Origin of the sequence: Pseudomonas songnenensis, assembly GCF_003696315.1 — a bacterium.
Lineage (GTDB): Bacteria > Pseudomonadota > Gammaproteobacteria > Pseudomonadales > Pseudomonadaceae > Stutzerimonas > Stutzerimonas songnenensis.
This window is the reverse complement of the sequence record NZ_RFFN01000001.1, coordinates 243,421-265,616: the sequence shown is the minus strand read 5'-3', so window position 1 is coordinate 265,616 and position 22,196 is coordinate 243,421. Positions and strand designations below refer to the sequence as shown.

Annotated in this window: 21 protein-coding genes; 15 read left to right on the top strand and 6 right to left on the bottom strand. The window is 63.4% G+C overall.

Annotated elements, in window-relative coordinates:
* Nucleotides 1-7 precede the first annotated feature (7 nt).
* From EA798_RS01255 to EA798_RS01220, 8 genes are all read left to right on the top strand, one after another.
* A complete protein-coding gene (locus EA798_RS01255; protein ID WP_106157289.1) occupies nucleotides 8-598 on the top strand; it encodes a YggT family protein in 591 nt (196 codons plus the stop codon).
* Between the two features lie 271 nt (nucleotides 599-869).
* A complete protein-coding gene (locus tag EA798_RS01250; RefSeq protein WP_106157288.1) occupies nucleotides 870-2,837 on the top strand; it encodes a dynamin-like GTPase family protein in 1,968 nt (655 codons plus the stop codon).
* A 128-nt stretch (nucleotides 2,838-2,965) separates the two neighbouring features.
* Entirely contained in the window at nucleotides 2,966-4,105 is a 1,140-nt protein-coding gene (gene metX / locus EA798_RS01245; protein WP_106157287.1) for a homoserine O-succinyltransferase MetX, read from the top strand.
* A gap of 9 nt (nucleotides 4,106-4,114) precedes the next feature.
* Nucleotides 4,115-4,714, top strand: a complete 600-nt coding sequence (metW, locus tag EA798_RS01240) for a methionine biosynthesis protein MetW (protein ID WP_122097785.1) — start codon at nucleotides 4,115-4,117, stop codon at nucleotides 4,712-4,714.
* Nucleotides 4,715-4,740: 26 nt separating this feature from the next.
* A complete protein-coding gene (locus EA798_RS01235) occupies nucleotides 4,741-5,163 on the top strand; it encodes a DUF4426 domain-containing protein (RefSeq protein WP_106157285.1) in 423 nt (140 codons plus the stop codon).
* Nucleotides 5,160-5,753, top strand: a complete 594-nt coding sequence (gene rdgB / locus EA798_RS01230; protein ID WP_122097784.1) for an RdgB/HAM1 family non-canonical purine NTP pyrophosphatase — start codon at nucleotides 5,160-5,162, stop codon at nucleotides 5,751-5,753. Before EA798_RS01235 ends, rdgB begins: the two co-directional genes overlap by 4 nt.
* Nucleotides 5,750-6,928, top strand: a complete 1,179-nt coding sequence (hemW, locus tag EA798_RS01225; RefSeq protein ID WP_122097783.1) for a radical SAM family heme chaperone HemW — start codon at nucleotides 5,750-5,752, stop codon at nucleotides 6,926-6,928. Before rdgB ends, hemW begins: the two co-directional genes overlap by 4 nt.
* Before the next feature lie 9 nt (nucleotides 6,929-6,937).
* Nucleotides 6,938-7,261 (top strand): DUF3392 domain-containing protein, encoded by a 324-nt coding sequence (locus EA798_RS01220; RefSeq protein ID WP_015275285.1) that lies wholly within the window; start codon nucleotides 6,938-6,940, stop codon nucleotides 7,259-7,261.
* Here EA798_RS01220 and EA798_RS01215 read toward each other — a convergent pair.
* Nucleotides 7,258-7,626, bottom strand: a complete 369-nt coding sequence (locus EA798_RS01215; RefSeq protein ID WP_376780559.1) for a DUF5064 family protein — start codon at nucleotides 7,624-7,626, stop codon at nucleotides 7,258-7,260. The two genes, EA798_RS01220 and EA798_RS01215, sit on opposite strands and share 4 nt — an antisense overlap.
* A gap of 178 nt (nucleotides 7,627-7,804) precedes the next feature.
* Between EA798_RS01215 and arcD the strand changes: the two genes are divergently transcribed.
* From arcD to arcC, 4 genes are all read left to right on the top strand, one after another.
* Nucleotides 7,805-9,232: an arginine-ornithine antiporter gene (arcD, locus tag EA798_RS01210; RefSeq protein ID WP_122097782.1), complete on the top strand. Its 1,428-nt coding sequence runs from the start codon at nucleotides 7,805-7,807 to the stop codon at nucleotides 9,230-9,232.
* Nucleotides 9,233-9,324: 92 nt separating this feature from the next.
* Nucleotides 9,325-10,581, top strand: coding sequence for an arginine deiminase (gene arcA / locus EA798_RS01205; RefSeq protein ID WP_122097781.1), 1,257 nt, complete (start codon nucleotides 9,325-9,327; stop codon nucleotides 10,579-10,581).
* A gap of 52 nt (nucleotides 10,582-10,633) precedes the next feature.
* Nucleotides 10,634-11,644, top strand: a complete 1,011-nt coding sequence (locus EA798_RS01200) for an ornithine carbamoyltransferase (RefSeq protein WP_106157280.1) — start codon at nucleotides 10,634-10,636, stop codon at nucleotides 11,642-11,644.
* A 30-nt stretch (nucleotides 11,645-11,674) separates the two neighbouring features.
* Nucleotides 11,675-12,598, top strand: a complete 924-nt coding sequence (gene arcC / locus EA798_RS01195; protein WP_122097780.1) for a carbamate kinase — start codon at nucleotides 11,675-11,677, stop codon at nucleotides 12,596-12,598.
* A gap of 51 nt (nucleotides 12,599-12,649) precedes the next feature.
* On the opposite strand, the gene EA798_RS01190 is transcribed toward arcC, so the two are convergent.
* From EA798_RS01190 to EA798_RS01170, 5 genes are all read right to left on the bottom strand, one after another.
* The gene (locus EA798_RS01190) at nucleotides 12,650-13,987 is read right to left on the bottom strand and encodes a DUF1329 domain-containing protein (RefSeq protein ID WP_122097779.1); all 1,338 of its coding nucleotides are present in this window, start codon (nucleotides 13,985-13,987) and stop codon (nucleotides 12,650-12,652) included.
* Nucleotides 13,988-14,216: 229 nt separating this feature from the next.
* The gene (gene trmB / locus EA798_RS01185; protein WP_106157277.1) at nucleotides 14,217-14,933 is read right to left on the bottom strand and encodes a tRNA (guanosine(46)-N7)-methyltransferase TrmB; all 717 of its coding nucleotides are present in this window, start codon (nucleotides 14,931-14,933) and stop codon (nucleotides 14,217-14,219) included.
* Nucleotides 14,934-14,998: 65 nt separating this feature from the next.
* On the bottom strand, nucleotides 14,999-15,793 hold the full coding sequence (locus EA798_RS01180; protein WP_122097778.1) for a thiazole synthase: 795 nt from the start codon (nucleotides 15,791-15,793) through the stop codon (nucleotides 14,999-15,001).
* A 74-nt stretch (nucleotides 15,794-15,867) separates the two neighbouring features.
* Nucleotides 15,868-16,068 carry a sulfur carrier protein ThiS gene (gene thiS / locus EA798_RS01175; protein ID WP_106158790.1) on the bottom strand — a complete coding sequence of 67 codons (201 nt, stop codon included), beginning with the start codon at nucleotides 16,066-16,068 and terminating at the stop codon, nucleotides 15,868-15,870.
* Nucleotides 16,069-16,156: 88 nt separating this feature from the next.
* Nucleotides 16,157-16,531 carry a DUF423 domain-containing protein gene (locus EA798_RS01170; RefSeq protein ID WP_122097777.1) on the bottom strand — a complete coding sequence of 125 codons (375 nt, stop codon included), beginning with the start codon at nucleotides 16,529-16,531 and terminating at the stop codon, nucleotides 16,157-16,159.
* Nucleotides 16,532-16,599: 68 nt separating this feature from the next.
* On the opposite strand from EA798_RS01170, the gene mtgA reads away from it, so the two are divergent.
* From mtgA to EA798_RS01155, 3 genes are all read left to right on the top strand, one after another.
* Nucleotides 16,600-17,328 (top strand): monofunctional biosynthetic peptidoglycan transglycosylase, encoded by a 729-nt coding sequence (mtgA, locus tag EA798_RS01165; RefSeq protein WP_106157274.1) that lies wholly within the window; start codon nucleotides 16,600-16,602, stop codon nucleotides 17,326-17,328.
* A 120-nt stretch (nucleotides 17,329-17,448) separates the two neighbouring features.
* Nucleotides 17,449-19,377, top strand: coding sequence for a phosphodiesterase DibA (gene dibA, locus EA798_RS01160; protein ID WP_106157273.1), 1,929 nt, complete (start codon nucleotides 17,449-17,451; stop codon nucleotides 19,375-19,377).
* A 184-nt stretch (nucleotides 19,378-19,561) separates the two neighbouring features.
* Nucleotides 19,562-22,132 (top strand): hybrid sensor histidine kinase/response regulator, encoded by a 2,571-nt coding sequence (locus EA798_RS01155; protein WP_122098165.1) that lies wholly within the window; start codon nucleotides 19,562-19,564, stop codon nucleotides 22,130-22,132.
* Nucleotides 22,133-22,196 lie beyond the last annotated feature (64 nt).

Here is a 22,196-nt window from a genome sequence, read left to right as displayed (position 1 = left end):
AGCATTCATGTCCCAACTCTCGCAAGCCCTGATCCTCGTCATCCAGACCCTGGGCAGCCTTTACCTGCTGATCGTGCTGCTGCGCTTCATCCTGCAACTGGTACGCGCCGACTTCTACAACCCGCTCAGCCAGTTCATCGTCAAGGCGACCCATCCGCTGCTGCGGCCGATGCGCCGCATCATTCCGAGCATGGGCACGCTGGATCTTTCCTCGCTGATCCTCGCGCTGATCGTGCAGATGGTGTTGATGGCGCTGATCCTGCTCATCGCCTACGGAACCACCGGCAACCCCTTGTTGCTGCTGGTCTGGGCGCTGATCGGCATCACCGGCCTGTTCCTCAACATCTTCTTCTGGGCGCTGATCATCAGCGTCATCCTGTCCTGGGTAGCACCTGGCAGCCACAACCCGGGTGCACAGCTGGTCAGCCAACTCTGCGAGCCTGTCCTGGCGCCGTTCCGCCGCCTGCTGCCGAACCTCGGCGGGCTGGACATCTCGCCGATCTTCGCTTTCCTGACGATCAAGCTGCTGGACATGCTGGTGGTGAACAACCTGGCCACCATGACCCACATGCCCAACATCCTGCGCATGCTCATCTGAGACGCCGTTCATGCTTTGCTGCCAAAGCGGCACCGGGGAGCGAAAAGCGCCTCGGAATGCCGCACGGCAGCACGTAGACTTCAATTTCTCGGCTTTTTCCATCCTGCCTCGTACTCTGCTGCGGGGTGTGAACGAGGGCATCGACTCAAACTCGAGCCGCCGATGACCGCCCATGCCGCCAGCAGGGCCGCTCGGTCAGGCCAGGCTTCGATTGAATTGACCTTGCATTAGCGGGTCCGATAATTCGCCGAATCACACCTCCAGGAGCTGGATGAGCATGGAACGTCTCGATCGACAAGTGGACGCCTACGTCGCCTGGAAGCGTGACCTCATTCGCGAGATCACTCGTTATCGCAGCTGGCTGGCACACAACCGGCTCAGCAGCGAGGCCGTGGAAGCGCGGCTGGAGCGCGCCCTGCGCGTGCTGCGCACCGATCACATCACCCTGGCGTTCGTCGGCGAGTATTCGCGCGGCAAGACCGAGCTGATCAACAGCCTTTTTTTCTCCAACTATGGGCAGCGCATCCTGCCCTCGCGGGCCGGGCGCACCACCATGTGCCCCACCGAGCTGCTGTTCGATCCGCGCTCGGAGCGTTCCTACATCCGCCTGCTGCCCATCGAGTCGCGCCTGGAAGACACCAGCATCGCGCAGCTCAAGCGCACACCACGCCTCTGGCTGAACCTGCCGCTCGATCCGCACGACCCTGAAAGCATGGCTGAAGCCTTTGCCCAGGTGGCGCTGACCAAAGCCATGCCAGTGGAGCAGGCGATCCAGCTGGGTTTCGACCCAGCCGGTCTGGAAAGTGCCGGCGGTGCCGAAACCGTGCTGGTGCCGGCCTGGCGGCACGCCATGGTCAACTTTGATCATCCCCTGCTGCGCCAGGGCCTGCGCATTCTCGATACCCCCGGGCTGAACGCGCTGGGCAGCGAACCGGAACTGACCCTGTCGATGCTGCCCAACGCTCAGGCCATCGTGTTCCTGCTGTCTGCAGACACCGGCGTCACCGCCAGCGACATGCAGATCTGGCAGCAGCACATCCGTCAGCTGGACGAAGACACGCAGAGCAGCCTGTTCGCCGTCCTCAACAAGATCGATGTGCTCTGGGACGATGTGGCCGGCGAAGCCTTCGTCCACCGCGCCATCGACGAGATCCGTGCGACGACCGCGCAGCAGCTGGGCATCGACTGTGCCGACGTACTGCCGCTGTCGGCCAAGCAGGCGCTGATGGCAAAGATCCGCGGCGACCAGGCACTGCTCGAACGCAGTCAACTGGCGCAGCTGGAGCAGCTGCTCAGCCAGCGCATCCTGGCGCAGAAAGAGCGGTTGCTGGAGGACCAGGTGGTGCTTCAGGTACTTGCCCTGGTGCAGAACAGCCAGCACGCGCTCAAGTTGCGCCTGGAAAAGGTCATCGAACAGCGCGACGTGCTGGCCAGCCACCAGGAAGGCAGCGGGCAGATGCTGCTCGAACTCACCGCGCGCACTCGGCATGACCACAACCGCCATCACAAGCGCCTGCTTGACCTGAAGACCAACCAGCGTCTGCTGCAACGGCAGGGTGAGCTGCTGCGCGCAGCCATCCGTGCAGAACGTCTCGAAGAACACCTGACCCGGCTGCGGCGAAGCCTTACCGGTAGCCTGACCACGCTGGGCATCAACCTGGCCATCCTGCACTTCTTCCGCTCGGTGGAGCAGGATCTGGGCATCCTCGAACAAGAGGCCGAGCGCGCCAACAAGATGGTCTCGGCGATCTACCGCCGACACAGCGAGGAAAATCCGCTGAATGGAATCGATCCGCCACTGTTTCAGCTGCAGTCCTACCAGCGCGAGCTACGCGGCCTGCAAGGCAAGGCCGATCAGTTCCGCCTGCAGCTCAAGACGCTGCTCACCGAGCAGCGCACGCTGACCCGACGCTTCTTCGCCACCCTAGTGCAGGAAGTCATTGCCCTGCACCAGCGCCTGCGCCAGGAAGCCGAGCAATGGGCTGGCGACGCGCTGACGCCGCTGCTGCAGTTCTCGCTGGAACACAAGCAGCAGCTGGAAACACATATCCTGCGCCTGAAGAGCCTCGCCCAGGAGAGCCAGCAGAGCAGCCAGCGCGGGCAGCTGCTGACCCGCTACAGCGGCGAACTGGAGCAGCAACTGGCACAAGCCGCGGAAATGCTGCGCGCATTGCGTCGGCCCGCGCCGCTGCGCCGCCAAGGCAAAGTGGTCAGCCTGGCAAGCGTTCAGAGCAGCTGAGCCGCTTGCCATTTCCGCCGCGCAAGCGTCGAAATGGCAAGCGACCCGCCCGCCGTTGCATTTCAGGATGAATTGCAGCGCGCTTACCTTTAGACTTTGCCGCCTTCTTCAAGCAAGAGCCAGGGTCGATGCCCACTGCAATTCCCGCCGATTCCGTTGGCCTGGTGAGTCCGCAGGTCGCGCACTTTGCCGAGCCATTGACACTCGCCTGCGGTCGCACGCTGGCCGATTACCAGCTGATCTATGAAACCTATGGCGAGCTGAACGCCTCGCGCAGCAACGCCGTGCTGATCTGCCACGCGCTGTCCGGTCATCATCATGCCGCCGGCTACCACAGCGAGGACGATCGCAAACCCGGCTGGTGGGATTCGTGCATCGGCCCGGGCAAGGCCATCGATACCGAGCGCTTCTTCGTCGTCAGCCTGAACAATCTTGGCGGCTGCAACGGCTCGACCGGGCCGAGCAGCACCAATCCGGCCAGTGGCAGGCCCTACGGCGCCGATTTCCCGGTAGTCACGGTGGAAGACTGGGTGCACAGCCAGGCGCGCCTGGCCGACCGGCTCGGCATCGCACAGTGGGCGGCGGTGGTAGGCGGCAGCCTGGGCGGCATGCAGGCGCTGCAATGGACCATCAGCTACCCCGAACGCGTGCGTCACTGTCTGGCCATCGCCTCGGCGCCCAAGCTGTCGGCACAGAACATCGCCTTCAACGAAGTCGCGCGCCAGGCCATTCTCTCCGACCCCGAGTTTCACGGTGGGCATTTCCAGGAGATGGGCGTGATTCCCAAGCGCGGCCTGATGCTGGCGCGCATGGTCGGGCACATCACCTACCTGTCCGATGACGCCATGGGCACCAAATTCGGCCGCGGACTGAAAAGCGAGAAGCTCAACTACGACTTCAACAGCGTCGAGTTCCAGGTCGAGAGCTACCTGCGCTACCAGGGCGAGGAGTTCTCCGGGCGCTTCGACGCCAATACCTACCTGCTGATGACCAAGGCGCTGGATTACTTCGACCCGGCGGCGGCCAACGACGATGATCTGGCCAAGACCTTCGAGGTCGCCAAGGCGGACTTCTGCGTGATGTCCTTCACCACCGACTGGCGCTTCTCGCCGGAGCGCTCGCGGGAAATCGTTGATGCCCTGCTCGCGGCGCGCAAGAACGTCTGCTACCTGGAGATCGACGCACCGCAGGGCCACGACGCGTTCCTGATCCCCAATCCCCGCTACCTGCAAGCCTTCCGCGGTTACATGAACCGCATAGCCGTATAAGGAACGAAGATGCGCGCCGATCTGGACATCATCCAAGACTGGATCCCGGCCGGCAGCCGAGTCCTCGACCTCGGCTGCGGCAACGGCGAGCTGCTGGCCTGGCTGCGCGACCACAAACAGGTCAGCGGCTACGGGCTGGAGATCGACCCGGACAACATTGCCGCGTGCATCGACAAGGGCGTCAATGTCATCGAGCAGAACCTCGATCTCGGCCTGGGCAACTTCGCCAGCGACAGCTTCGACATGGTGGTCATGACCCAGGCGCTGCAGGCCGTGCACTATCCCGACCAGCTGATGAAGGAAATGCTGCGCGTCGGTCGCCAGTGCATCATCACCTTCCCCAATTTCGGCCACTGGCGTTGCCGCTGGTACCTGGCGAGCAAGGGCCGCATGCCGGTGTCGGAGTTCCTCCCCTACACTTGGTACAACACGCCGAACATTCACTTCTGCACGTTCGAGGATTTCGAGCGGCTGTGCCAGGAAAGCGGTGCCAGGGTGCTCGAGCGCCTGGCAGTGGACCGCGACCACCGGCATGGCTGGGCCAGTCGACTCTGGCCGAATCTGCTGGGCGAAATCGGCATCTACCGTGTCACCGGGCCAACCCGCTGAGCGGCTTCAACGCTGGAGGTAAGCTTATGAAACACGTCCTGATCGGCCTTTTGGCCGCGCTCCTCACATTGCCGGCGCTAGCTGAACGCAAGTACAGCGTCGGCGAGTACGACATCCACTACATCGCCTTCAACTCCGGTTTCCTGCAGCCGGATATCGCCGCGGCGGCCGGTCTGGTACGCAGCAAGACCCAGGGTGTGGTCAATGTCTCGGTGCTCAAGGGCGGCAAGCCGGTCGCCGCGCAGGTCAGCGGCGAGGTGAAGAACCTGCTCGGCCAGGACCGCGCACTGAACTTCAAGCAGCTCAAGGAAGGTGACGAGGCGATCTACTACCTCGCGCAGTTCCCATTCGATTCCCAGGAAACCCTGCGCTTCCGCCTCACCGTACAGCCGAGCGGGGCTGAACCAATCAGCTTCGACTTCAACCAGGAATTCTTTCCCGACCGATGATGCCTTTTTCCGAACTGGTGCTGGCCAGTCATAACACCGGCAAACTCAAGGAACTCCAGGCCATGCTCGGCGACGCCGTGCGCGTGCGTTCGGTTGCCGAGTTCAGCGATATCGAGCCTGAGGAAACCGGCCTGTCCTTTATCGAGAACGCCATTCTCAAGGCGCGTAACGCGGCACGGATCTCCGGCCTGCCGGCGCTTGCTGACGACTCGGGGCTGGCGGTCGACGCCCTGGGCGGCGCACCGGGCATCTACTCGGCGCGCTATGCCGACGGCCAGGGCGACGCGGCCAACAATGCCAAGCTGTTGCAGGTCCTGCGCGACGTGCCGGATGCCGAGCGCGGCGCCCAGTTCGTCTGCGCCCTGGCGTTGGTACGGCACGCTGACGACCCGCTGCCGATCATCTGCGAAGGCCTCTGGCACGGCCGCATCCTGCATGCGCCGCGCGGCGAGCATGGCTTCGGCTACGACCCGCTGTTCTGGGTGCCGGAGTGCGACTGCTCCAGCGCCGAGCTGCCGGCCACGCAGAAGAACCAGCTCAGCCACCGCGCACGCGCCATGGCCCTGCTCAGACAGCGGCTGGGGATATGATCGCCGCAAGCCCCGCGCCGGCAACCGGCCAGGGCCGCTTCGAACTGCCGCCCCTGGCGGCGTACGTCCATATCCCCTGGTGCGTGCGCAAGTGCCCGTACTGTGACTTCAACTCCCACACGGCCGGCCCTGAGCTGCCGGAAGAGGCCTATGTCGCCGCGCTGCTGGCGGATCTGCGTGCCGACCTCGAGCACGTTCAGGGCCGCCGGCTGAGCTCGATCTTCTTTGGTGGCGGCACGCCAAGTCTGTTCTCCGCCCGGGCGCTGGCCGCCATCGTCGATGGCCTGGAGCATCTGGTCGGGTTCGCCGACGACATCGAGATCACCCTGGAAGCCAACCCCGGGACCTTCGAGCAGGCCAAGTTCCGTGATTACCGCCAGCTCGGCATCAACCGGTTGTCCATCGGCGTGCAGAGTTTCCAGGCCGCCAAACTCAAGGCGCTGGGACGCATCCACGACGGCGACGAAGCCATCCGCGCCGCCGACATGGCCCGCGCCGCCGGCTTCGACAACTTCAACCTCGACCTCATGCATGGCCTGCCGGACCAGAGCCTGGAGGACGCACTGAGCGACCTGCGCATCGCCATCGCGCAGCAGCCGACACACCTGTCCTGGTATCAGCTGACCCTAGAGCCGAACACGGTGTTCTGGAGCCAGCCGCCGCAGCTGCCGGAAGACGACACCCTCTGGGACATTCAGGAAGCCGGCCAGGCGCTGCTCGCCGAACATGGCTACCGCCAGTACGAGACCTCGGCCTATGCGCAACCGGGGCGGCAGGCGCGGCACAACCTGAACTACTGGACCTTCGGCGATTTTCTCGGCATCGGCGCCGGCGCCCACGCCAAGCTCAGCCACGCCGACGGCCGCATCCTGCGCAGCTGGAAGACCCGCCTGCCCAGGGACTACCTGGACCCGGCAAAGGCCTTTGGTGCCGGTGAAAAGCAGCTCACGGCCGCTGAGTTGCCCTTCGAATTCCTGATGAATGTGCTGCGCCTCACCGACGGCGTGCCGGCCATGCTGTTCACTCAGCGCACCGGACTGGCGCTGGAGCTGCTCGCCAAGCCACGGCGCGAGGCCGAAGCCCGTGGCCTTCTGGCGACCGACCCCGAGCGTCTGCTGGCGACGCCCAAAGGCCAGCTGTTTCTCAATGACCTGCTACAGAGCTTCCTGCCTTAAGGACACCGCATGGATTTGCTACTCGACCTGATCGTCACGCTGTCGCGCTGGAGCCGCAGCCACCTGTCCGACATCTCCCTGGCGCTGATGGCGACGCTCTTCGTGCTGTTCGGCCCGGCGCTCAATGCCTGGGTGAAGAACACCGTGAGCAACCTCAACTTCTTCCTGCGCACGCTGATCTTCGTGCTGGTCTGCGCGGTGGGCTATGGCCTGGCGATCGTCTTCCTCACGCCGTGGATGACCCAGGGGCTGGCCCATCTGAACAACTACAGCCTGGCGCCGGTGCTGCTGCTGATCTTCTTCCTCATCGGCGTGATCGCCGACCGCAACTAGCCCCGTTCGTCGCGCAGAAAGCGCTCGAGGTCAACGGGCTCGCCAGGCTGGATGCGCAGCTGCCGGCGCAGGTCCTCGAACAGCGGGTCGTACAGCCGGTGAAAACCGAATACGACATCCGAACGCACGGGCGCGCCGTGCTGGCGCAGGCATTGGCGGATCTTCTGCAGGAAGTTGCAGGCGACGTCCCGATGCATCCGGAATCGCTCATCTACCTCTATCTGGCCGACCTCGCCGTGTAGGTGGAAGTAGGCCCAGCGTGGCATCGCAGCACCATCTTCCACTCGATAATCAAGCAGCAAGCGATAAGCAGGTCGGCCCGCCGAAGGCAGGTCGCGTACCTGCAGATGACCAGGCCTGAACACAATCGACTCCTCTGCTACCCCTTGGGGCATGCCGTCTGGCTGCATTTTCAACACCTTTCGCGGCGGTTCGGCCTAATCATCCCAGCAACTAACCGATGACGGCTTGAGCGAAATCATTACATAGCGGTTCGCGCGGTACTTTAATCCAGCCAGTGCCGCGAACTTCCTGGAGGTAGCCATGGCCGCAAATTCGAAGCAGCTCAAGCTCGGAGCATTGGTAGCCCTCGTGGTGGGCTCGATGATTGGCGGCGGGATCTTCTCCCTGCCGCAGAACATGGCCGCCAGCGCCAGCGCCGGCGCCATTCTGATCGGCTGGGCGATCACGGCCTTGGGCATGCTGACTCTGGCCTTCGTGTTCCAGAGCCTGGCCAACCGCAAGCCGGAACTGGACGCCGGTGTCTACGCCTATGCCAAGGCCGGTTTTGGCGACTATATGGGCTTCTCTTCGGCGTGGGGTTACTGGATCAGCGCCTGGATCGGCAACGTCAGTTACTTCGTGCTGCTGTTCAGCACGCTGGGCTATTTCGTGCCTATGTTCGGCGAGGGCAACACCCTGCCGGCAGTGATCGGTGCATCGCTGGTGCTGTGGGGCGTGCATTTTCTCGTGCTGCGCGGCATTCGCGAAGCAGCGTTCGTCAATCTCGTCACCACCATCGCCAAGATCGTGCCGTTGATCCTGTTCATCGTGATCACCGCGGTGGCGTTCCGCCTGGAGGTGTTTACCGCCGACTTCTGGGGCCGCGGCAACATCGAGCTAGGCGGGGTCATGCAGCAGGTGCGCAGCATGATGCTGGTGACCGTGTGGGTATTCATCGGCATCGAAGGCGCCAGCATTTTCTCGGCCCGCGCCGAACGGCGCAGCGATGTCGGCCGCGCCACGGTGATCGGCTTCTGCAGCGTGCTTGCCCTGCTGGTGCTGGTGAACGTGCTGTCGATGGGCATCATGAGCCAGGCCGAACTGGCGGGCCTGAAAAACCCATCCATGGCAGGCGTACTGGAGCAGGTCGTCGGCCGCTGGGGCGCCGTACTGATCAGCGTCGGGCTGGTGGTTTCCCTCGCGGGCGCCCTGCTGTCCTGGACACTGCTGTGTGCCGAGATTCTCTTCGCTGCGGCGCGTGACCACACCATGCCGCTGTTCCTGCGCAAGGAGAACGCCAAGCACGTTCCAGTCAACGCGCTGTGGCTGTCCAACGGGCTGATCCAGCTGTTTCTGATCATCACCCTGTTCAACGCCTCGACCTATCTGAGCCTGCTCTACCTCGCCACATCGATGATCCTGGTGCCCTACTTCTGGTCGGCCGCCTACGGGCTGCTGCTTGGCCTACGCGGCGAGGGATACGAAGGCGCCCCCGGCGAGCGCCGCAAGGACCTGCTGAATGCCGCCATCGCCACGCTCTATGCGATGTGGCTGGTCTACGCCGGGGGCATGCAGTACGTGCTGCTGTCAGCGCTGCTCTACGCTCCTGGCGTGCTGTTCTTCGCCAAGGCCAAGCATGAGCTCGGGCAGCCGGTATTCACCACCATCGAGAAGCTGATTTTCGCGGCGGTGCTGATAGGTGCGGCGATCGCTGCCTATGGGCTCTATGACGGGTTCCTTTCGCTCTGAGGCGATAACCCTGCCGTATCCACTCGCCACGATCACGAGTCGTGGCCAGCCACCGAAGCACCAACAGGTGCGACGACCAAGGAGGCAATCAGATGATGTTGCAATCACCGAAGCTGGGTGTTCACTCCGAGGCAGGCAAGCTGCGCAAGGTAATGGTCTGCTCGCCGGGCCTGGCCCATCAGCGCCTGACCCCTACCAACTGCGACGAGCTGCTGTTCGATGACGTGCTCTGGGTGAGCCAGGCCAAACGCGATCACTTCGACTTCGTCAGCAAGATGCGCGAGCGCGGGGTCGAGGTACTGGAGATGCACAACCTGCTGACCGAAACGCTGAGCGATCCCCAAGCGTTGAAATGGCTTCTCGACCGCAAGATCACCGCCAACCAGGTCGGACTCGGTCTGCAGGGCGAGGTACGCAGCTGGCTGGAAGGCCTGGAGCGACGCCGGCTGGCGGAGTACCTCATCGGCGGCGTATCTGGCAGCGATCTGCCTGGCAGTGAAGGTGGCGAGATTGTCCGCATGTTCCGCGACTATCTGGGCCACTCGAGTTTCATCCTGCCGCCGTTGCCAAACACCCTGTTTACCCGTGACACCACCTGCTGGATCTACGGTGGCGTATCGCTCAATCCGATGCACTGGACCGCACGGCGCCAGGAGACCCTGCTCACCGCCGCCATCTACCGTTTCCACCCGCAGTTCCGCGACCAGGAATTCAAGGTCTGGTATGGCGACCCCGAGCTCGATCATGGCCTGGCCACACTGGAAGGCGGGGATGTGATGCCGATCGGCAAGGGTGTGGTGTTGATCGGCATGGGTGAGCGCAGCTCGCGGCAGGCGATCGGCCAGCTGGCTCAGTCGCTGTTCCGCCACGGCGCAGCCGAGCGCGTGATTGTTGCCGGCCTGCCCCGCTCCCGCTCGGCCATGCACCTGGATACCGTGTTCAGCTTCTGTGATCGCGACCTGGTGACCATCTTCCCGGAGGTGGTCCACGGCATCACCGCCTTCAGCCTGCGCCCCGATGAGTGCAAGCCGGATGGCATCGACCTGCGCCGCGAGCAAGCGCCGTTTCTCGACGTGGTGGCCGAGGCGCTCGGTCTGGCGGCGCTACGGGTAGTGGAAACCGGAGGCGACAGCTACGAAGTCGAACGTGAGCAGTGGGACGATGGCAACAACGTGGTCGCCCTGGAGCCCGGCGTCGTCATCGGCTACGACCGCAACACCTTCACCAACACCATGCTGCGCAAGGCCGGGGTCGAGGTCATCACCATCAGCGCCAGCGAGCTGGGCCGTGGTCGCGGCGGCGGGCATTGCATGACCTGTCCGATCATCCGCGACGCCATCGACTACTGACAGCACGAGGCGGCGTGCTCTCACGTCGCCTGGCGAAAAGAGGAAGCGAATCATGCCGTTCAATACGCACAACCGCAGCCTGCTCAGCCTGATGCACCACAGCGAGCGCGAGCTGCGCTACCTGCTCGATCTGTCCCGTGACCTCAAGCGCGCCAAGTACACCGGTACCGAGCGCCAGCACCTCAAGGGCAAGAACATCGCACTGATCTTCGAGAAGACCTCGACGCGCACTCGCTGCGCCTTTGAGGTGGCCGCCTACGACCAGGGCGCGAACGTCACCTATATTGATCCCAACTCCTCGCAGATCGGCCATAAGGAGAGCATGAAGGACACCGCCCGGGTACTCGGGCGCATGTACGACGCGATCGAGTACCGCGGCTTCAAGCAGGAAATCGTCGAGGAACTCGCGCGCTATGCCGGCGTACCGGTATTCAACGGTCTGACCGACGAGTATCACCCGACGCAGATGATCGCCGACGTCATGACCATGCGCGAACACAGCGACAAGCCGCTGCAGCAGATCAGCTACGCCTACCTGGGCGACGCGCGCAACAACATGGGTAACTCGCTGCTGCTGATCGGCGCCAAGCTCGGCATGGATGTGCGCATCGCCGCACCTCGCGCACTCTGGCCGAGTGCGGAACACGTCGCCGCCTGCGAGGAATTCGCCAAGGCCAGCGGCGCACGCCTGACGCTCACCGAAGACCCGCAAGCCGCCGTGCAAGACGTCGATTTCGTTCATACCGACGTATGGGTGTCGATGGGCGAACCGCTGGATGCCTGGGCCGAGCGGATCAAGCTGCTGCTGCCCTACCAGGTGAACCCGCAGCTGATGCAGGCAACCGGCAATCCGCGCTGCAAGTTCATGCACTGTCTACCGGCGTTTCACAACTGCGAGACGAAGATCGGCAAGGAGATCGCCGCGAGCTATCCGCATCTGGCCAATGGCATCGAAGTGACCGAGGAGGTGTTCGAGTCGCCGGCCTGTATCGCCTTCGAGCAGGCCGAAAATCGCATGCACACGATCAAGGCGATCCTCGTCTCGACGCTGGCCGGCATCTGAGCCCGCACATCTGATTCGGAGGAGCGCAGCATGCGTATCGTCATAGCCCTGGGCGGCAACGCCCTGCTTCGTCGCGGGGAGCCGTTGAGCGCGGACAACCAGCGCGAGAATGTCCGAACCGCCTGCATGCAGATCGCCCGCATCGCAGCGGGAAACGAACTGGTGGTGGCCCATGGCAACGGGCCGCAGGTCGGACTGCTCGCGCTGCAAGGAGCCGCCTACAAGGATGTTCCCGCCTACCCACTGGATGTGCTCGGTGCGGAAACCGAAGGCATGATCGGCTACATCATCGAACAGGAGCTGGGCAACCTGCTGCCGGTCGAGGTGCCTCTGGCTACCTTGCTGACTCAGGTTGAAGTCGATCCCGAGGATCCGGCGTTCAAACAGCCCACCAAGCCGATCGGTCCGGTTTACAGCCGCGAAGAAGCCGAACGCCTTGCAGAAGAAAAAGGCTGGGCCATCGCAGCGGATGGCGACCGGTTTCGCCGGGTGGTGCCCAGTCCGCGACCGCAGCGCATTTTCGAGATCAGGCCGATCGGCTGGCTGCTGGAGAAAGGCTGCGTGGTGATCTGTGCCGGCGGCGGTGGAATCCCCACGGTGTACGACCGCAATGGCCGGCTGCAGGGCATCGAGGCAGTGATCGACAAGGACCTGTGTTCGGCCCTGCTCGCCGAGCAGCTGAATGCGGACCTGCTGGTGATCGCAACCGATGTCGACGGTGCCTACCTGGACTGGGGAACGCCGCAGCAGCGGCGCATCAGCGAGGCGCATCCCGACCAGCTGGCATCCCTGGCCTTTGCGGCCGGCTCCATGGGACCCAAAGTCCAAGCGGCCAGCGAGTTCGCGCGCAACACCGGCAACGTCGCGGTGATCGGCTCGCTGGAGCAGATCGAGGCAATCATCCAGGGCCGCGCCGGCACGCGGGTGAGCCTGAAGGCTGCGGGGCTCGTATAGCGGATGAACAAAGGGCGCCAACGGCGCCCTTTGCATTGACCATCCTCTGACTCAGTTACCGCGACGCAGGGCCTGCGGCGAGAAGTCGCGTGGGCCGAGCTTTACATCGAAATCGTACATCGGCTCGTTGTTGTCCAGGCCGTCGACGAAGTAGTTGCCATCCTTGAGGTGGTAGAGCGTTTCCAGCGTGCTGTTGAACATCGGCACGTCGTAATAGCTGATCGGATGGCTTTCCTGCAGGCCGATCAACTGGCCTTTCTCGTCATACAGATCGACTGCCAGGATCGCCCAGCTGTCCTCGTCGATGTAGAAGCGGCGCTTGTCGTAGAGATGGCTGAAACCCTTGCGCAGCGTGGCGTCGACCACCCAGACACGGTGCAGCTCGTAGCGCAGCAGATCAGGATTCAGCGTGCGCGGCTGGACGATGGTGTCGTAGGCAATGCCCTTCTGGTGCACGGTGTAGCTGTTGTAGGGCATGAGCATTTCGCGCTTGCCGATCAGCTGCCAGTCGTAGCGGTCCGGAGCGCCGTTGAACGAATCCACCACATCGGCAGTGGCCAGGCCGCTGGTATCGGGCTGCAGGGAGTCGTAGGCCAGCGACGGCAGGCGGCGGACACGGCGGTCATCGGGGCTGTAGCGCCAGGCCTTGCGCGTCGTCAGCACCTGGTCGATCGGGTCCTGCACCACCAGCGCCGTGCCGGACAGCTTGGCCGGCGCGGTCACGCGGTACTTGTAGTACAGCACCGTGTTGTCCAGATCACCGTAGGTCATCCCCTCACGGTTGTAGACGTAGTACACGTGACGATCGCGCTTGATGTAGTTGGCCCTGCCACCGATCACCACCGCCTGGTTGTTGATCATGTGCGTCTGGTCACCCTTGTAGTGCAGGATGTGGTTCCAGATGACCTCGATACCGCTCTGCGGGATCGGGAACGGAATCCCTGCCGCCGCACCCAGGATGCCGTTGCCGTTGGCGATCAGTTCGGCGCTCACCGCGTTGTAGCGAGTGGCGTCATAAATGCGCTGCGGTACCGAAGCACTGCGGCGGGTCGGGAAGACGCGCAGGTGGTAATCCGGATAGCGCTCCAGTAGAGCCTTCATGCCCTCTGAAAGCTGATCGCCGTATTCGCCCAGATTGTTGCGGTCGACACGGTAGAGCACCGAGTCGCCCGCAAATGGATCGGGGTGGTGCATGCCCGGCTCGTAACCGGCCGGCGGCGCCACGCCCCCGGTCCACGGCGGAATGGTTCCGGCCGGGTTGCCGGCACGCTCCGCTCCCAACGGTGTAAGGTCCTGCCCCAGCCGATCTGCCTGGGTGCTGTCTACCTTCGCCTGGACCGGCAAGGCGGCACAGGCCGCCAACAGCAGAATTCCGATCTTTCCGTACATCGTCTTCTCCCCCATTGCGCACGACGCAGGGCACCGCTTGGCTAGCCCGGCTGTCGGCGTTGCATTGTTATACGGTGTGGGCAGGCATGCCTTCCTGGCAGGTGCTCGTCCCTGGCCGCTGCTGCGGCTCTAGAATGGATGTGGTGCACGCGTCCACCGGCCGGGCACTTCGATGAAGTGCCTGCAGACGGCGGGCGCGTCATAGCGATGCAGCTTGCCGTGGCCTCGCTCAGTCGATGCGCTGGAACTTAAGATCCCATACGCCATGGCCCAGCCGCTCACCGCGGCGTTCGAACTTGGTTACCGGCCGCTCTGCCGGACGCGGCACGCAACGTCCGTCCTCAGCCAGATTGCGATAGCCCGGGGCGACGTTCATCACTTCGAGCATGTACTCGGCGTAGGGCTCCCAGTCGGTCGCCATATGCAGCACGCCGCCTACCTTCAACTTGCTACGTATCAGCTCGGCGAAGGCCGGCTGCACGATGCGTCGCTTGTGGTGGCGGCTCTTGTGCCATGGGTCCGGAAAGAACAGCAGCACACGGTCCAGACTGGCATCGGCCACGCAATCGCGCAGCACCTCCAAGGCGTCGCAACTGTAGACCCTGACGTTGTTCAATTTCTGTGACAGAAGTCCGCTCAGCAACGCGCCGACGCCGGGTTTATGCACTTCTACGCCGATGAAGTCCTGATCCGGCGCCGCCGCGGCCATTTCCAGCGTGGAGTGGCCCATGCCGAAACCGATCTCGAAGGTGCGCGGCGCGCTGCGGCCGAACACCTCGTCGAAATCGCGCGGACCGTCCTCAAGCGCCAGACCGAACTTCGGCCAGCCTTGCTCCAGCCCACGCTGCTGGCCTTCGGTCATGCGCCCGGCACGCATCACGAAACTCTTGATGGTACGGCGGTGCTCGGTTTGCTGCTCTTCGGCCGCGGGGTTCTGCTCTGTCATGGTCTACCTGCGAGAAATAAAAAAGCCGGCCCCCGACGCAAGGTCAGGGCCGGCCACGAATCGTTTCAGCGAATCAGCCCATCCAGCGGCGACGAGGCGCTGGCGTAGAGCTTCTTCGGCATGCGGCCGGCGAGATAGGCCAGGCGACCCGCCTCGATGGCGTACTTCATGGCTTCAGCCATGAGCACCGGGTTCTGCGCATGGGCGATGGCGCTGTTCATCAGCACCGCCTCGCAGCCCAGCTCCATGGCGATGGTCGCGTCCGAAGCGGTACCGACGCCGGCGTCGACCAGCACGGGCACGGTCGCCTCCTCGAGGATGATGCGCAGGTTGTACGGATTGCAGATCCCCAATCCGGTACCGATCAGGCCGGCCAGTGGCATCACCGCGATGCAGCCCATCTCGGCCAGCTGGCGCGCGATGATCGGATCGTCGCTGGTGTAGACCATGACGTCGAAGCCGTCCTTGACCAGCACTTCGGCGGCCTTGAGGGTTTCGATCACGTTGGGGAACAGGGTCTTCTGGTCGGCCAGCACTTCCAGCTTGACCAGCTTGTGGCCATCGAGCAGCTCACGGGCCAGGCGGCAGGTGCGCACCGCATCCTCGGCGGTGAAGCAGCCGGCCGTGTTCGGCAGGATGGTGTAGCGCTCCGGGCTGACCACATCGAGCAGGTTGGGCTCGCCAGGATTCTGCCCGATGTTGGTGCGGCGCACTGCCACGGTGACGATCTCGGCCCCGGAGGCCTCGATGGCCGCGCGGGTTTCCTCGAGATCCTTGTACTTGCCGGTGCCTACCAGCAGGCGCGATTGATAGGTGCGACCGGCCAGGGTAAAGGGCTTGTCGTTCGGAACTGGGCGCATGGGAAATCCTCGTTCGGACTTGATACAGCGGGCTGGGGCCGTATAGGCGGCATATTCGGGACAGGTGTTACCGGCTAGCCGCCACCGATGGCATGTACTACCTCGACGTGATCGCCCTCGCTGAGCGGAGTCGACGCGTGAGCACTGCGCGGCACGATGTCCCGGTTGAGTTCGACAGCCAGGCGGCGGCCGCTCAGCTCGAGACGTACCAGCAAGTCGGCGACCGTTTCGCCGGCTGGCAGCTCATAGGGTTCGCCATTCAACTGAATCTGCATGCTGTTCGCCGCCATTGCGAAAAGGGGACGGCATTCTAGCCCGAATCACCCACGCGACCAACGCGAAGGCCGCGGCCGTTCGTCCCGGTCAGCCGCGTATGCGCCAGCCAGCCAGTACCAGGCACAGCCAGCCGGCGAGAAAGGCGGTGCCGCCTATCGGCGTGATCATGCCCAGCTTGCCGATGCCGCTCAGCGTCAGCAGGTAGAGGCTGCCGGAGAACAGCAGGATGCCGGCTACGAACAGCGCACCGGCAACGGTCAGCAGCCGACTCGGGCGCAGCAGTGCCAGCAGCGCGACACCGAACAGCGCCAGCGTATGAATCAGCTGATACTGCACGCCAGTGTGGAAAACGGCGAGATAGGCGGGACTCAGCTGGTCTCTGAGGCCGTGCGAAGCGAACGCGCCAAGCGCGACACCGGTGAAACCGAACAGGGCAGCCAGCACGAGATAACAACGAATCATTGCCTTTTCCGGTCGATGGCCCAAGCGGCCGCTATAATGCCCGCTCTTTTCGCCCACGACCAAGTGACATGTTGCGAAACCTGCTGCTGCGCCTGTCCAAACTGCTGCTCTGGCTGATCGGTCTATCGGTGCTGCTGGTACTGCTGTTTCGTTGGGTGCCACCGCCATTTACCGCTTTAATGATCGAGCGCAAGATCGAGTCCTGGCGCACCGGTGAAACTATCGACCTGACCCGCGACTGGCGTCCCTGGCGCGAGTTGCCGGACGATCTGAAGATGGCCGTGATCGCCGCCGAGGATCAGAAATTCGCCGACCACTGGGGCTTCGATGTCGCCGCGATCCGTGCCGCCCTCAGCCACAATGAGCGCGGTGGCTCGCTGCGTGGTGCGAGCACTTTGAGCCAGCAGGTGGCGAAGAACCTGTTCCTCTGGTCGGGTCGCAGCTGGCCACGCAAGGCCCTGGAAGCCTGGTTCACGGGACTGATCGAGCTGTTGTGGCCGAAGCAGCGCATCCTCGAGGTCTATCTCAATAGCGTCGAGTGGGGCGATGGCATCTTTGGCGCGCAGGCCGCGGCGCAGCATCACTTCGGCACCGGCGCCGCGTACCTGTCGACCCGTCAGGCCAGCCTGCTGGCTGCAGTGCTGCCCAACCCGCGACAATGGAATGCCGGCAAGCCGAGCAGCTATGTGAACAACCGCGCGGCGTGGATTCGCCAGCAGATGCGCCAGCTGGGCGGCAGCCACTATCTACAGCGAATCAAACCCGACCACCCGGACTGGTGGCCGAGCTGGCTCTGAGCCAGCAGGCACAAACGACAGGAGCAGCAAAAGCGGCACCCCCGGTGAAAACGTACCTCCCGCCCACCTAGAGCGATGAGGTTTTGACCGTGCAGTATTCGATCGGACCCAAGAGCTACGATGAACACATACCTCGTCCGGGTGAGCCTGGGCTATTTCAGCCTGGCCATGCTGTGGATCCTTCTTGGCGACGCGCTGGTGAGTCACCTGGCCGCGGACGACAGCCAGACCTGGCAAATGGGCAAGGGCGCCCTGTTCGTGGCACTGACCAGCGCGCTGATATTCCTGCTCGGCCGCCAGCACTTTCGCCGCTTCGATGAACAGCAGCGCGCCCAGCATGTGCAGGAAACCAGCCTGAAACAGGCGGCTGCGGTATTCGACAGCACCCAGGAAGGCGTGCTGGTGACCGATCCCAGGCAGCGCATCGTGCACGTCAATCCGGCCTTCAGCCGTATTACCGGTTACAGCACGGAGGAGGTGCTCGGGCAGACGCCAAAACTCTTCGCCTCGGGCAAGCACGACGCAGAGTTCTACCAGCAGATGTGGCTGGCGCTGAAGGAAAATGGTGAGTGGAGTGGCGAAATCTGGAATCGCCGCAAGAATGGCGAGGTGTATCCCCAATGGCAGAACCTGCGCTGCATTTATGATAACCAGGGCCAGCTCAGCCATTACGTGGCAGTGTTTTCCGACCTCTCGGCGCTGAAACGCTCTCGCGAAGAACTCGACCAGCTCGCCCACTACGACCCGCTGGTCAACTTGCCGAATCGCCTGCTGTTCACCGAACGCGCCAAGCAGGATCTCGAGCGCGCGCGCGCCAACAAACGCAGCGGTGCACTGCTGCTGATCGATCTTGATCATTTCAAGGACATCAACGAGAGCCTTGGCCACAGCCTGGGCGATGCCCTGTTGCAGGCCGTGAGCACGCGCCTGGGCGAGCATCTGGAAAAAGGCATGACGCTCGGCCGGCTCGGTGGCGACGAGTTCGCCCTGCTCTGCGAGGGCTACGGTGCCGAGAAGGCCACCGCACTGGCATTGCGCATCCTCGACCGCCTCAACGAGCCTTTTCATATCGGCAGTCAGGAGCTGTTCAGCAGCGCGAGCATCGGCATCGTGCTCTACCCCTACCCGACTGACGTGCAGAATGCCGAACAGCTGATGCGCAATGCCGACTCGGCGCTGTTCAAGGCCAAGAGCAACGGCCGCTCGACCTATGCATTCTACTCCGAGGAACTGACCAGCCAGGCCCGTCAGCGCGTCGAGCTGGTAACGGCACTGCGCCAGGCCCTTGAGCAGGGCCAGCTGCGTCTGCATTACCAGCCGATCTACGATCTGCGGCAGGGCACGATCAGCGGCTTCGAAGCCCTGGTGCGTTGGCAGCATCCGGAAAAGGGCTTGATCGCACCGGGGGCCTTCATTCCGATTGCCGAGGAAACCGGACTGATCAGCGCGATCGACCACTGGGTGCTGGAACAGGCATGCAACCAGGCTCGTGAGTGGCTCGGCCAGGGCCATCCGCTGGGATTCATAGCGGTGAACATTTCCAGTCGGTTGTTTGGCAACGGTGAACTCGACCTTCAGGTGGCCACCATTCTTGCCAGAAGCGGTCTGGAGGCTCGTCATCTGGAGCTGGAAATTACCGAAAGCGCGGTGATGCAGGACCCCGATGCCGCTCTGGTGCTGCTGCAGCGCCTGCGCGCACTCGGCGTACAGCTGGCGATCGACGACTTCGGCACCGGCTATTCGTCGCTGCAGCGCCTCAAACGCATGAATGTGCACAAACTGAAGATCGATCAGGGCTTCGTCAGAGGTCTGCCCGACGACCGCGACGATGCAGCCATTACCCGCTCGGTCATAGGTCTGGCACACAACCTCGGTTTGAGGGTGGTCGCCGAAGGCATCGAGACCGCCGAGCAGGCAACCTTCCTGCTCGGGCAGAACTGCGACTACGGCCAGGGCTATGGCTTTGCTCGTCCGCAGCCGGCCGATGCGATCGACTGGCGCCCCAGCGAACTGTGCTATGGCCAGGCCTGCCACTCATCCGGACGGTGACGACCGACTTATATCAATAGGCCATCACCAGAGTTAAGCTGACACAACTTTCAGGGCGAACCTGCCAACCGCACGCGCCCGAGACGACAGCGTTACGGCATACTGGGCCACGTCAGTGACGGACCAGCAGCAGCTGGCCAACCGCCACTCAACCGATCCACTCACAGCACACCGCAGTGAAGGCATGAGCGATCCCGTGAATCAGCAAAGACCGATCCAGGGTCTCCGGCAGCTCTTCAGCCGACGCAACGGCATCGCCTGGGCGATGCTGGTTTTCACCCTGTTGGTGCAACTGGTGGTCTGGCACAACCTGCGCAGCAGCGAGAATCGCGCCGCCGAGCAGCAGTTCGAGATGCTCAGCGAGAAGGTCACCGAAGCGATTCGCAAACGCCTGCGCGACCACGAGCAGATCCTCCTGGGCGGAGCCGGCCTGTTCGATGCCGTCGAGCAGGTCACCCGCGAGCAATGGCATGCCTATGTCGAACGCTTGCTGCTACCGGATCGATACCCCGGCATCCAGGGGGTCGGGTTCACTCAAGCCATTCCGGCCGCCTCGCGTGATGCACATGTCGCACGCATTCGCGCGCAGGGTTTTCCGGATTACGACATCTATCCGCCCGGCCAGCGCGAGTTCTATACCTCGATCATCTTTCTCGAGCCCTTCGTCGGCCGCAACCTGGCGGCCTTCGGCTACGACATGTATTCCGAGCCGACCCGCCAACGCGCCATGCGCCGCGCGGCGCAGCTGGGCGAAACGAGCATCACCGGCAAGGTGACGCTCATGCAGGAAACCCACGGCAAGGTGCAGGCCGGGGTACTGCTCTATGTGCCGGTCTATCAGCCAGGCGCGCCGCTACTGACGCCCAAGCAGCGCATGCAGGCGCTGATCGGCTTCGTCTATAGCCCCTATCGGGTCGAGGACCTGATGCGCGGCATTCTGCGCGCCGCCGACCTGCCGCTGGCGCTGCATATCTATGCCAGCAACGGCGAACAGGCCGAACAGCTGATTTATGCATCCAGGGAAACCGTCGATCCTGACAACGCGCGTTACAGCCAGGTGCAGCAGCTGGATCTCTACGGGCAGACCTGGACATTGCGTCTGGACAGCCTTCCGGAGTTCGACAACCGCTTCCACTCCAACGAAGCATTGGTCATGGCGCTGGGGCTTGGCCTGAGCCTGCTGGTGTTCTTCCTGACTTCGTCGCTGGCGCTGCGCCACAACCGAGCACAGGCGATGGCCGAGGAGATGACCCGACACATCCGCCAGAGCAAGCACGACCTGCGCTTGAGCGAGGAGCGACTTTCACTGGCGCTCAAAGGCAGCAACGACGGCCTTTGGGATCTCGATCTCGAGGCCGGCAGCATGTACGCCTCACCACGCGCCTGGGAGATGCTCGGTTACCGTCCGAATGAGCTGACCTGCGACCTCAAGCTGTGGGAGCGACTGACCGTTGCCGAAGACCTGGCGCAGCAGAAAGCCCGGCTGGCGCAAACCATGCTGTCCAACGTCGATCATTTCACTACCGAACTGCGCCTGCAGCACAAGCACGGCCACGTCGTACCCGTGTTGCTGCGCGGCTACATCCAGCGTGATCCACAGGGCATGGCGCAGCGCATCAGCGGCACGCTGATGGACCTCACCGAGCGCAAACGCGTCGAGCAGATGAAGAACGACTTCGTGTCCACGGTCAGCCATGAGTTGCGCACCCCGCTGACCTCCATCAGCGGCGCGCTTGGCCTGATTGTCGGCGGCGCGCTCGGCAGCGCACCTGCACCCATGCAGCAGATGCTCGAAATCGCCTACCGCAACAGCCTGCGCCTCGGTCATCTGATCAACGACCTGCTCGACATGGAAAAGATCGCCGCCGGCAAGATGTCCTTCGAACTTCGGGAACATTCCCTCGGCGATCTGCTCGAGGAGTCACTGGCAAGCAATCAGGCGCTCTGCGAGCAGCACGGCATACGCTGCAGCCTCGATCATCCGGTCGATGTGCTCGTCTGGGTAGACGGTATGCGTCTGCAACAGGTGCTCGGCAATTTCCTTTCCAATGCAGTCAAATTCACTCCGCAGGGTGGCCAGATCCGTCTGCACAGCAGTCTGCGTGGACCACGGGTGCGCATCAGCGTCACCGACCAGGGCCCGGGCATTCCCGAGGCGTTTCGCTCGCGCGTATTCGAGAAGTTCGCCCAGGCAGACGCCTCCGACAGCCGGCAGAAGTCCGGCACCGGCCTTGGCCTTGCGATCACCAAGGAGTTGATCGAACGCATGGGTGGCACGGTCGGCTTCGATTGCCCACCGGGTCAGGGCACTACCTTCTGGTGCGAGCTACCGATTCAGCCATCGACCAGCGAGACCGACAGCCGCGACGACCTGCCGCGCATCCTGGTAGTCGAGGACGAACCGGACACCGGGCGCCTGCTGCACATGATGCTGCGTGAAGGCGGCTACGGCGTGGAGCGCGTACAGAGCCTGCACCAGGCCCGAGAAAAGCTCGCTGCTGGCCGTTACGAGGCCATGACGCTCGATCTACACCTTCCCGATGGCAGCGGCATGCAGCTGATCGACGAACTGTGTGAAAAGCCGGCCATGCAGAACCTGCCTATCGTCGTCATTTCCGCTGCACATCAGTTCGACCAAGCGCAATTCCCCGAGCGGATCGTCTGGCTGCACAAGCCGATCACCAACGCCCAGTTGCTGACGGCAGTAGAAAAAGCGCGGAGCAATGTCCGCCAGGCCAATGGCGGGAGCACCTAGGCGGGCAGCACCGGCGCTGAATGGCAGGCAACAAAAAACGCGGGAGCCAATGGCATCCCGCGTT

Bases quoted from the DNA above. Each gene is read 5' to 3' on its own strand.
- EA798_RS01255 (WP_106157289.1), top strand. From the start codon at position 8: ATGTCCCAACTCTCGCAAGCCCTGATCCTCGTCATCCAGACCCTGGGC.
- EA798_RS01250 (WP_106157288.1), top strand. From the start codon at position 870: ATGAGCATGGAACGTCTCGATCGACAAGTGGACGCCTACGTCGCCTGG.
- metX (WP_106157287.1), top strand. From the start codon at position 2,966: ATGCCCACTGCAATTCCCGCCGATTCCGTTGGCCTGGTGAGTCCGCAG.
- metW (WP_122097785.1), top strand. From the start codon at position 4,115: ATGCGCGCCGATCTGGACATCATCCAAGACTGGATCCCGGCCGGCAGC.
- EA798_RS01235 (WP_106157285.1), top strand. From the start codon at position 4,741: ATGAAACACGTCCTGATCGGCCTTTTGGCCGCGCTCCTCACATTGCCG.
- rdgB (WP_122097784.1), top strand. From the start codon at position 5,160: ATGATGCCTTTTTCCGAACTGGTGCTGGCCAGTCATAACACCGGCAAA.
- hemW (WP_122097783.1), top strand. From the start codon at position 5,750: ATGATCGCCGCAAGCCCCGCGCCGGCAACCGGCCAGGGCCGCTTCGAA.
- EA798_RS01220 (WP_015275285.1), top strand. From the start codon at position 6,938: ATGGATTTGCTACTCGACCTGATCGTCACGCTGTCGCGCTGGAGCCGC.
- arcD (WP_122097782.1), top strand. From the start codon at position 7,805: ATGGCCGCAAATTCGAAGCAGCTCAAGCTCGGAGCATTGGTAGCCCTC.
- arcA (WP_122097781.1), top strand. From the start codon at position 9,325: ATGATGTTGCAATCACCGAAGCTGGGTGTTCACTCCGAGGCAGGCAAG.
- EA798_RS01200 (WP_106157280.1), top strand. From the start codon at position 10,634: ATGCCGTTCAATACGCACAACCGCAGCCTGCTCAGCCTGATGCACCAC.
- arcC (WP_122097780.1), top strand. From the start codon at position 11,675: ATGCGTATCGTCATAGCCCTGGGCGGCAACGCCCTGCTTCGTCGCGGG.
- EA798_RS01190 (WP_122097779.1), bottom strand. From the start codon at position 13,987: ATGTACGGAAAGATCGGAATTCTGCTGTTGGCGGCCTGTGCCGCCTTG.
- trmB (WP_106157277.1), bottom strand. From the start codon at position 14,933: ATGACAGAGCAGAACCCCGCGGCCGAAGAGCAGCAAACCGAGCACCGC.
- EA798_RS01180 (WP_122097778.1), bottom strand. From the start codon at position 15,793: ATGCGCCCAGTTCCGAACGACAAGCCCTTTACCCTGGCCGGTCGCACC.
- thiS (WP_106158790.1), bottom strand. From the start codon at position 16,068: ATGCAGATTCAGTTGAATGGCGAACCCTATGAGCTGCCAGCCGGCGAA.
- EA798_RS01170 (WP_122097777.1), bottom strand. From the start codon at position 16,531: ATGATTCGTTGTTATCTCGTGCTGGCTGCCCTGTTCGGTTTCACCGGT.
- mtgA (WP_106157274.1), top strand. From the start codon at position 16,600: ATGTTGCGAAACCTGCTGCTGCGCCTGTCCAAACTGCTGCTCTGGCTG.
- dibA (WP_106157273.1), top strand. From the start codon at position 17,449: ATGAACACATACCTCGTCCGGGTGAGCCTGGGCTATTTCAGCCTGGCC.
- EA798_RS01155 (WP_122098165.1), top strand. From the start codon at position 19,562: ATGAGCGATCCCGTGAATCAGCAAAGACCGATCCAGGGTCTCCGGCAG.